Source organism: Arthrobacter sp. UYEF3 (assembly GCF_040546245.1).
Classification (GTDB): Bacteria; Actinomycetota; Actinomycetes; order Actinomycetales; family Micrococcaceae; genus Arthrobacter.
The window spans coordinates 1-7,077 of the sequence record NZ_JBEPNK010000049.1 but is presented as its reverse complement, the minus strand read 5'-3'; the positions used below and the strand labels follow the sequence as shown (position 1 = coordinate 7,077).

Below are 7,077 nucleotides of genomic sequence, written 5' to 3'. Positions count from 1 at the left end.
CACGCCAATCGTGGCTCTGAACGACACGATCCGTGATCTGGGCAGGTGGCTCTGAAGCGCACGACAGGTGGCTCCCTTGGAAGCCAGTATTCACTCTCAACACGATCAGTACGTTGCGACCGAAGCGAAAAGCTCATCACATCCTTGATGCAGCAGTGCACGCGCCTACAATCCCGTTCTTCCACCACTCCGTACGCTTCCGCTCCCGCCCGGCTCGCAGGAGCTAAATTCGGGTTGATGAGTCCAAGGTAGCTACACGTCACGTCAAAAGGTCAAAATACGCCGTGTCCGTATTCCAAGCTATGGGATGCAGCAGCGTACCCACCGCGGGATTTAGCGCGCTGTACATCATTCCGTCTCCCGCATAAATGCCAACGTGTCCCCAGTCGGCTGGTCCCTGTGCGTTCTGGACCACCAAGTCCCCCGGCTGCGGACTGTCGGTCCGCGTACCGACCCTCCATTGATCCACTCGCGGCAGATTGAGCCCGGCCTGCCTGTAGATCCATTGGACGTAACCGGAACAGTCCCACGCCTTCTACGCCGTGCCACCCCACACGTAGGCGCCACCGACTCCTTCCTGGGTGAACCGCAGGATAACTTTGCGGATTTCGCTCAGGTTCGCGGGCAAGACCGGGTCCGTCGAGGAAGGCGGCGTATCCGAGCACCTAGCCGGTGTTATCCCGCCGTCGAGCGCCGCTACGATGGCCGTCGCGTCAGCCTCCCACCGCGCATACAACTCCGGAAATGCCGATAGCTGAACGGCTTGCGCAGCTTGGCCTTTGTTCACGAATTGCCAACCTCGGATATCCAACAACCCGGGCGGTCTGCCACGGTTGGGGCCAGCGGGGCCGCCGTAGAAGGCTCGTACGTTGTACTTGGGATCCATCAACTGCTCAACGGTCCCCCAGCCGGCCGCGGGACGTTGCTGGGCGGTGCCGAGCGAGTCGTGGTCGCTTCCGAGGCCGTCATGCGGGTACTGGAGCGAGGCTGGTACGTTCACGTTGGCGAGGACTCTGAGGCTGGATTCCTGCAGCGCCATCATGATTGCGATGATCTGGCCGTCCCGGGGGACCCCCAGTTGCTGGCCTATGGAAACGTAGTCCCCCGCGACGGCCATTTGCCTGTCGCTCGCGTTGACCGGGGCCCGGTTGGTTGTGCGGATGCTCATAGCGCCGGGTTCACTGGCTGGCTGGCCGGCCACGCCATCTTGCGAGCAGATGGACGGGTTGTCGGCCGTACCCGCGCCGAGCACCGCCACGGCTGCGCTAACCGCAATGGAACCCACCAGGATCAAGGTTGAGGCCGCGGCCAACGTAACCCGCAGAAGGGTCCGTCGGGGCAGTAACAGCCGGCGGACAGTTCACCGTGACGCTGACAGGTGCCGTATAGGTGTTGCGGGCAGAGATTGATTGATCCAGAACGCTGACGGAAGCGGTGCACACGTGCAGTCCCTCCCATGGCGCCGGCCGCTCCCGCACCTTGGCCAGCTCGCTGTCGCAGTGCAGGGATTCGACCGCGGCCGAACGGTGCGCCTGCTGATCAGCCAAAGTCGCATAGCTTCCCGCGTTGACCCCGGTCGCTTCGAACTCCTGCACCAGGACGGCCAAGGGATTGGAGCCGTCCGGTAGCACGTCCCACCAGTCACGGAGCCGTGAGTAGACCTCCGAGTAGGAAGACGTTCGCGTGTCCCAGGTGTAGATCGCCGTCGCCGCCGCGGCGGCGAGCTGGCGGAAGTCAGCAGTGCGGGGTGCGCCCTCCGCATCGGCAATCACAACGTCAGGAGCCACCGTCGGAGTTTGTGCCTGCGTCCCGGGGGAAGCGTTTGCCGGGCTCTGAGGGATCGGCGTCGTCGACGAGGGTGCAAACGGAGCCTCTGCGGGCGCGGGCGACGGCCGCGTGAGAGCAAAAAGCACCGCGACCACGCTCAAGAGGGCGATTGCGGCGATCCACCATCGACGTCGGCTGCTTAGACCAGGTTGAGCGTTCTTCTTCATCACGTGCATTCGGGCCTCCTTCTCGCCTGTTCATGGCGAGAGGACGGGTCCACAACATGACTCAGTAGGCAGTCCGCGTCCCGGCCTGGAGAATCCTCCAGGCCGTTTGATAGAGACGGCGTGCGAAGCCGATCTGGACAGCCAGATAGCGCTCGGTGACGCCCAACTGGGCCGCCAATGCTTCCAGAGCCTTCTTCCGTTCGGGTCCTCGTAGTCCGGGGCGAACGATACTTTCAGCTGTTCTGCGGAGTACCGGTGTAGGCAGGCACTCTGCTGCGCGCTGGCATACGTCTCCGATATTGCTAATGGCCGCCTGCTCAACTTCAAGTGCATTTTGAACGGTTTTCGCCGTCTTGCGCACCACGGTCACCGCGTGCCAGCGCCGGCGGTCCTGTGGCGACGGCGGACCGTAGTGTCGCGGCCCGGTGAGACTGTCCACGGCAAGATCCCAAACTCCTGCTGGCACGCTGGCCCGGGTCAGATCAATGATCATTCGTGCCCATTGCTGGTCAATAATCTGCTCGGCACTTTGACCTCCACCCCGGTCCATGCCCAGCACCGCCAGAGTAACGAACGGCGTATGCCCGTCGGCATTCCCTGGTTCCACGATCATCGGGAGTGTCTGATGGCTCAGCTCCCGACGGGTGTGCGCGGCGCACACGTTCGCGCACACCCCCTGAACCCACGCACCGAACGGAATACCGGGAAGCTGGCGGTAATGCCCCCGGGTCACCCCATCCCACACCGCGACCCGGATGTCCTGCATAACATCGTCCACGTCGCAGGCCCGGCCGATCCGCGAGAGATGCGAAACCACGTACCGCTGTACACCGTCGACGGCGATCATGATTTGATCTACCGGAACGACAACCCCGGCGGGCTCCGGCGCACTGCGCAGGGATATGTCGATACTTTCTACATTTGGATGATCCTGTGGGGCCCGATTCAACCCGGCTTCGACTCGCATCGTCTTCACCGCTTCGACTAAACGATTCCAATAAGTCCGGCGCCGGCACGACCGGCGCCCTAAGAGTGGCAGCGAAAGCCAAGGCCGACCACTAGGAAAAGAAAGCTTTACAAACTATTTTCAAAGATAATTAAAGTATCGTCAAGACTGCTGGTCTTACTTTTTGGGGATCGTTCGGTGAGAATGGTTCCATGCCCAGGATCACGCAGCCTCACGACGAAGCCTGGTCGAACGACGTCGAGGCCGCTGTCGCGACATTTGGCAACAGATCACGGAACGAGATCCTCCGATACCTTTCCGCGCACGGTCCGGCGACCCGCGGTGACATCGTGGCAGCAGTAAGCGCCGGTGAGCCGAGCGTAGCCAAGCACCTGCTTGCACTTGAGGAGACCGGCGCCATCGCGGTGGACCTTGAGCCGGGCCGACGGCATGGGCGCTCTCCGCGCTATTCAGCCAACCCCGCTCGGATCAAGGAGTTGCTGGCGGCTCATCTTCAGTATCTTCTGGAGGATTAGCGGCTGCCTCTTCCGCCCCAGGATGGCGATCAATGTCCTTGTTGAGGTATTCAGAGATGGCCCTTAGCGTCTCCGGAGAGACGTCGCCCAACGTCCGCGCCGCGAAGGTCTTCACCCTGGCCGCGCGGAGCGACTTCACAAACTCGAGTTGCGAATCGATCCGCTCGGGCAAGTCGGCGCTGTCGCCGATCAGGTACGAGGGGTCAACGTTGAAGATGTTGCACAGCTCGGCCAAGAGCGCCGGATCGCTGACCAGACGACCGGTCCCCTCTTTCATATAGAACCAGCGCGCGCGGGACAACTTGATGCCCCTAGCCTCGAGTTCGGCCTGGACCTCGCGAAACGTCACGGGCTTCCCACGTTCGGCAACCACGACGTCGAGCAGCAGATTCAGACGACGAGCCAGCTGGGCCTGGGGAGACAACATGTCACCGCCACCTGCCTCGTTCATCCGCGCTGCCCACCCCTCGATCTGATGCGGGGCCGGCAGCTCGGTCAGGCGCTACGACCCCCTTTCGCCCAGTATTACCCGAGTCGTCCGGCGCGGCAATCAACCGCGTCAACCAGTTGAGGATTCATTGACGCACTCTGGTCTATCCAACGTGACCTCAACCGGAGTAACCTGCTGCTGTAGACCCGTCTACAGCAGCCCTTCACCATTCCCCTGGTTGTGGTCCCCCATGTCGTGCATTTTGATGAACCGAACACGAAGCCGAATTATCCGATTCCTGCTCAGGAACGGGCCCTCGACCTGTGGCCAGATCGGCAGGGAACTCAGCGCCTCGCCTTCAGCCATCCGAAGGCAACTCGGACTCCTCCTGGATGCTGGGCTGGTGCAGCGCTCATCGACTCAGTTCAGTGCTTCCGCCGAGCAGGTGCACCTCAATGCCGCGGCCCTCGAAGCGAGTTTTCAGGTCACCATCATGCCGCCGTGATTTCCGGCTTACATGAACTGGGGCAGGACTCGCGCAAGCAGTCCTCGCCGCATAACGACGAAAGGATTGGTCAGGGGCATGAAACTCGAATTCTTCGAACCAGCCGAGGCTGCCACCGTCCTCAAGTGTTCAGAGGCATGGCTTAGGGACGGGGCAGCCAAAGGGGAGTTCCCGCACACCGTCTGGGGCAAGGGGAAGATTGTCTTCACGTCGGTCCACCTCCGGGAGATTGCAGAGCTACGCGAAGTCCGGTCCTGTAGCCCTACGGCGCCGGCCGTCCGAATGATCGGGACGCGAGCACAGGCTCGCCAGAAGTTCTCTTAGGTAACCAACGGCCCCAGTCGCTATCCACGCCACACGTCGGCGGAACGCTCGACGGCGTCGGCGGCATCCTGGAGCGCCTGCGGCATCAAGTGGCCATACACCTGCTCAGTGGTTCGCGTAGATGCATGCCCGAGTCGCCTGGAGATCGTGAACAGCGAGACGCCATCCTGGATCAGCCAGGAAGCATGGGTATGGCGCAGATCGTGGATCCGAGGTGACTTCTTCAGTCCACGGGCCTGGGCTGCTTTCACGGCGGGCGTCCAGTAGTGGTGCCAATACAGCTTGTGAACAATGCGCTCACCCTTGGGAGTGGTGAACAAGAGTTCTGAGCCAGGGCGGCTGGCCACCAGTGGAATCAACACTTCCACTAAATGGGGATTCAGCGAAACCGTCCTCTTGCCGGCACCGGTCTTGGTCGCTCCGACGTAATACTCGGAATCAGTACCGCGTTTCCATGCTTTGTTGATCCGCATCGTTGCCGGTTTCGACATCAGGTCCACGTCCGCCACAGTCACCGCAGTAGCTTCGCCGAACCGCGTTCCCGTCATGACCAAGAATTGAGTGAACGCCTTGTACCGCTCCCCCATGCCCTCCAGAATCAGGCCGAACTCAGCGTGCGTCAGGAACCTGGCCTCATCCTCTGCCTTTTCGCCTGACGGCAACTGGACGCCCCGGCACGGATTATCTTTCCTGTAACCGAGCCGGACGGCCGTCTCCATCGCCGAGAAAATGAGGCCATGGTTGTTCTTGATGGTCTTAGCGGACCGGCCCTTGGTCTGCATGGCCTTGATCCAATACGTCAGATGCCGGTAATCAAGCTTGTCCACGGGAATGTGCCCGATGACATCGGCGATGTGAAGCTTCAGCATGGTCTGATACGTGTGGACTGTGCCAACTGAAGGCCGGACCAGAAAGTCGATGTGCTCTTGGATCACGGCCGCGACGGTGGGCGCTTTGGTCTGGTTCGCGACCATCGCATGCTGGGCAATCTCAAAGGATTGGTTGTTGGCATCAAGGAGGCGCTTCAGCGTCTGGGCCTCGGCCGACGTCGCTAGGGTAATCCCCTCTTGCTTTCGTGACTCGGGGTTCCGCCAGCGGACCGTGAACGACGTGGATCCGTCCGATTTTTTCCGCTCCCAAATGCTGGCCATACCCAAAATTCTAGGCTTAGTGTGCACAGAAAACGAGTTTTTGTGCACACCCAGGGCCTGGAAACCCTACTGAACTGCGGAAACACTGTGCCCGAGGTGGGACTCGAACCCACACACCTTTCGATACCGCATTTTGAGTGCGGCGCGTCTGCCAATTCCGCCACTCGGGCGCGGAGACACCGGTGAAAAAATCGCCCAATCACGCTGCTGTGAGCAACGCGATCGGTTCCGGTGCGCGAAATTACTCTACATGCAGATAGGCTGAATTCCAGAATCGCGCCAGTGACGCCGCATCGATCCCAACCGGTCCCAGTACATCAGCGGGCAAACCTACGATGCTCCAGTTCCCGCCGTACCTTTCCAAGGAGTTCCCGTGTCAGAACAGACGGAGTCAACCGCCACTTCCCAGCCTGCGCGCCGCGTCGTGGTCGCCGAGGATGAGACCCTCATCCGCCTCGATATCATCGAGATCCTGCGAGGCGAAGGCTACGACGTCGTCGGCGAAGCGGACAACGGCGAGAAGGCCGTGCAGCTCGCCGAGGAACTGAAACCGGACCTGGTCCTGATGGACGTCAAGATGCCTGTCATGGACGGCATTTCCGCCGCCGAGAAAATCGTCAAGGCCCGGATCGCCCCCGTGGTGCTGCTGACCGCGTTCAGCCAGAAGGAACTCGTTGAGCGTGCCCGCGACGCCGGCGCCATGGCGTACGTGGTAAAGCCTTTCACCCCGGCAGACCTGATCCCCGCTATTGAGATCGCGCTGTCCCGTCATGAGGAAATCAAGGCCCTCGAAAACGAGGTCAGTGACCTGCAGGAGCAGTTCGCCACCCGCAAGCTCGTGGAGCGCGCCAAGAGCCTGCTGACCACCAAGATGGGCCTGACGGAGCCGGAGGCGTTCCGCTGGATCCAGAAGACCTCGATGGACCGCCGCCTGAGCATGCGCGAGGTTGCCGAGACCATCATCAACCAGGTCAACTAAGCCCCCGGCCGACCGCCGGCCGAAAAGGCATTACAAGGCACGACAAAAAGGGAGGGTCCCCGCCAGGCTTCACGCGGCGGGGACCCTCCCTTGTCGTCTCCGGGGACGAATTAGATATTGTTGTCCCTCTTCTTCTTTTCCGGCCACGGGCCGAGCTTGTCTTTGGTGACGGTGGCGTCGCCGTGGCTGCCGGCGTCGGCCAGGTCACCGAC

At 61.5% G+C, this 7,077-nt stretch carries 9 protein-coding genes, 1 tRNA gene and 1 pseudogene; 4 read left to right on the top strand and 7 right to left on the bottom strand.

What is annotated here, in order from left to right:
* Window positions 1–259: 259 nt before the first annotated feature.
* The 4 genes and pseudogenes from ABIB14_RS18515 to ABIB14_RS18500 all read right to left on the bottom strand — a co-directional run.
* Window positions 260–520 (bottom strand): annotated as a pseudogene (locus tag ABIB14_RS18515) (C40 family peptidase); the annotation flags it as partial.
* A gap of 15 nt (window positions 521–535) precedes the next feature.
* Window positions 536–1,168, bottom strand: a complete 633-nt coding sequence (locus tag ABIB14_RS18510; protein WP_354237365.1) for a hypothetical protein — start codon at window positions 1,166–1,168, stop codon at window positions 536–538.
* A 97-nt stretch (window positions 1,169–1,265) separates the two neighbouring features.
* On the bottom strand, window positions 1,266–1,787 hold the full coding sequence (locus ABIB14_RS18505) for a hypothetical protein (RefSeq protein ID WP_354237364.1): 522 nt from the start codon (window positions 1,785–1,787) through the stop codon (window positions 1,266–1,268).
* Window positions 1,788–2,055: 268 nt separating this feature from the next.
* The gene (locus ABIB14_RS18500) at window positions 2,056–2,841 is read right to left on the bottom strand and encodes an RNA polymerase sigma factor (RefSeq protein WP_354237363.1); all 786 of its coding nucleotides are present in this window, start codon (window positions 2,839–2,841) and stop codon (window positions 2,056–2,058) included.
* Window positions 2,842–3,152: 311 nt separating this feature from the next.
* On the opposite strand from ABIB14_RS18500, the gene ABIB14_RS18495 reads away from it, so the two are divergent.
* Window positions 3,153–3,476: an ArsR/SmtB family transcription factor gene (locus ABIB14_RS18495; RefSeq protein ID WP_226758981.1), complete on the top strand. Its 324-nt coding sequence runs from the start codon at window positions 3,153–3,155 to the stop codon at window positions 3,474–3,476.
* On the opposite strand, the gene ABIB14_RS18490 is transcribed toward ABIB14_RS18495, so the two are convergent.
* A complete protein-coding gene (locus ABIB14_RS18490) occupies window positions 3,430–3,927 on the bottom strand; it encodes a hypothetical protein (protein ID WP_354237362.1) in 498 nt (165 codons plus the stop codon). The two genes, ABIB14_RS18495 and ABIB14_RS18490, sit on opposite strands and share 47 nt — an antisense overlap.
* 229 nt (window positions 3,928–4,156) lie before the next feature.
* Here ABIB14_RS18490 and ABIB14_RS18485 point away from each other — a divergent pair, with 229 nt between their 5' ends.
* Complete coding sequence (locus ABIB14_RS18485) at window positions 4,157–4,411, top strand: helix-turn-helix domain-containing protein (protein ID WP_354237361.1); 255 nt, start codon at window positions 4,157–4,159, stop codon at window positions 4,409–4,411.
* Window positions 4,412–4,489: 78 nt separating this feature from the next.
* Complete coding sequence (locus ABIB14_RS18480) at window positions 4,490–4,735, top strand: hypothetical protein (protein ID WP_354237360.1); 246 nt, start codon at window positions 4,490–4,492, stop codon at window positions 4,733–4,735.
* A 20-nt stretch (window positions 4,736–4,755) separates the two neighbouring features.
* On the opposite strand, the gene ABIB14_RS18475 is transcribed toward ABIB14_RS18480, so the two are convergent.
* Complete coding sequence (locus tag ABIB14_RS18475; RefSeq protein WP_354237359.1) at window positions 4,756–5,886, bottom strand: tyrosine-type recombinase/integrase; 1,131 nt, start codon at window positions 5,884–5,886, stop codon at window positions 4,756–4,758.
* A gap of 88 nt (window positions 5,887–5,974) precedes the next feature.
* Window positions 5,975–6,056 (bottom strand) — tRNA-Leu (locus ABIB14_RS18470).
* A 203-nt stretch (window positions 6,057–6,259) separates the two neighbouring features.
* Between ABIB14_RS18470 and ABIB14_RS18465 the strand changes: the two genes are divergently transcribed.
* Window positions 6,260–6,865: an ANTAR domain-containing response regulator gene (locus ABIB14_RS18465; protein ID WP_354237358.1), complete on the top strand. Its 606-nt coding sequence runs from the start codon at window positions 6,260–6,262 to the stop codon at window positions 6,863–6,865.
* Window positions 6,866–7,077 lie beyond the last annotated feature (212 nt).

Bases quoted from the DNA above. Each gene is read 5' to 3' on its own strand.
- ABIB14_RS18510 (WP_354237365.1), bottom strand. From the start codon at position 1,168: ATGAGCATCCGCACAACCAACCGGGCCCCGGTCAACGCGAGCGACAGG.
- ABIB14_RS18475 (WP_354237359.1), bottom strand. From the start codon at position 5,886: ATGGCCAGCATTTGGGAGCGGAAAAAATCGGACGGATCCACGTCGTTC.
- ABIB14_RS18495 (WP_226758981.1), top strand. From the start codon at position 3,153: ATGCCCAGGATCACGCAGCCTCACGACGAAGCCTGGTCGAACGACGTC.
- ABIB14_RS18485 (WP_354237361.1), top strand. From the start codon at position 4,157: ATGTCGTGCATTTTGATGAACCGAACACGAAGCCGAATTATCCGATTC.
- ABIB14_RS18500 (WP_354237363.1), bottom strand. From the start codon at position 2,841: ATGATCGCCGTCGACGGTGTACAGCGGTACGTGGTTTCGCATCTCTCG.
- ABIB14_RS18480 (WP_354237360.1), top strand. From the start codon at position 4,490: ATGAAACTCGAATTCTTCGAACCAGCCGAGGCTGCCACCGTCCTCAAG.
- ABIB14_RS18490 (WP_354237362.1), bottom strand. From the start codon at position 3,927: ATGAACGAGGCAGGTGGCGGTGACATGTTGTCTCCCCAGGCCCAGCTG.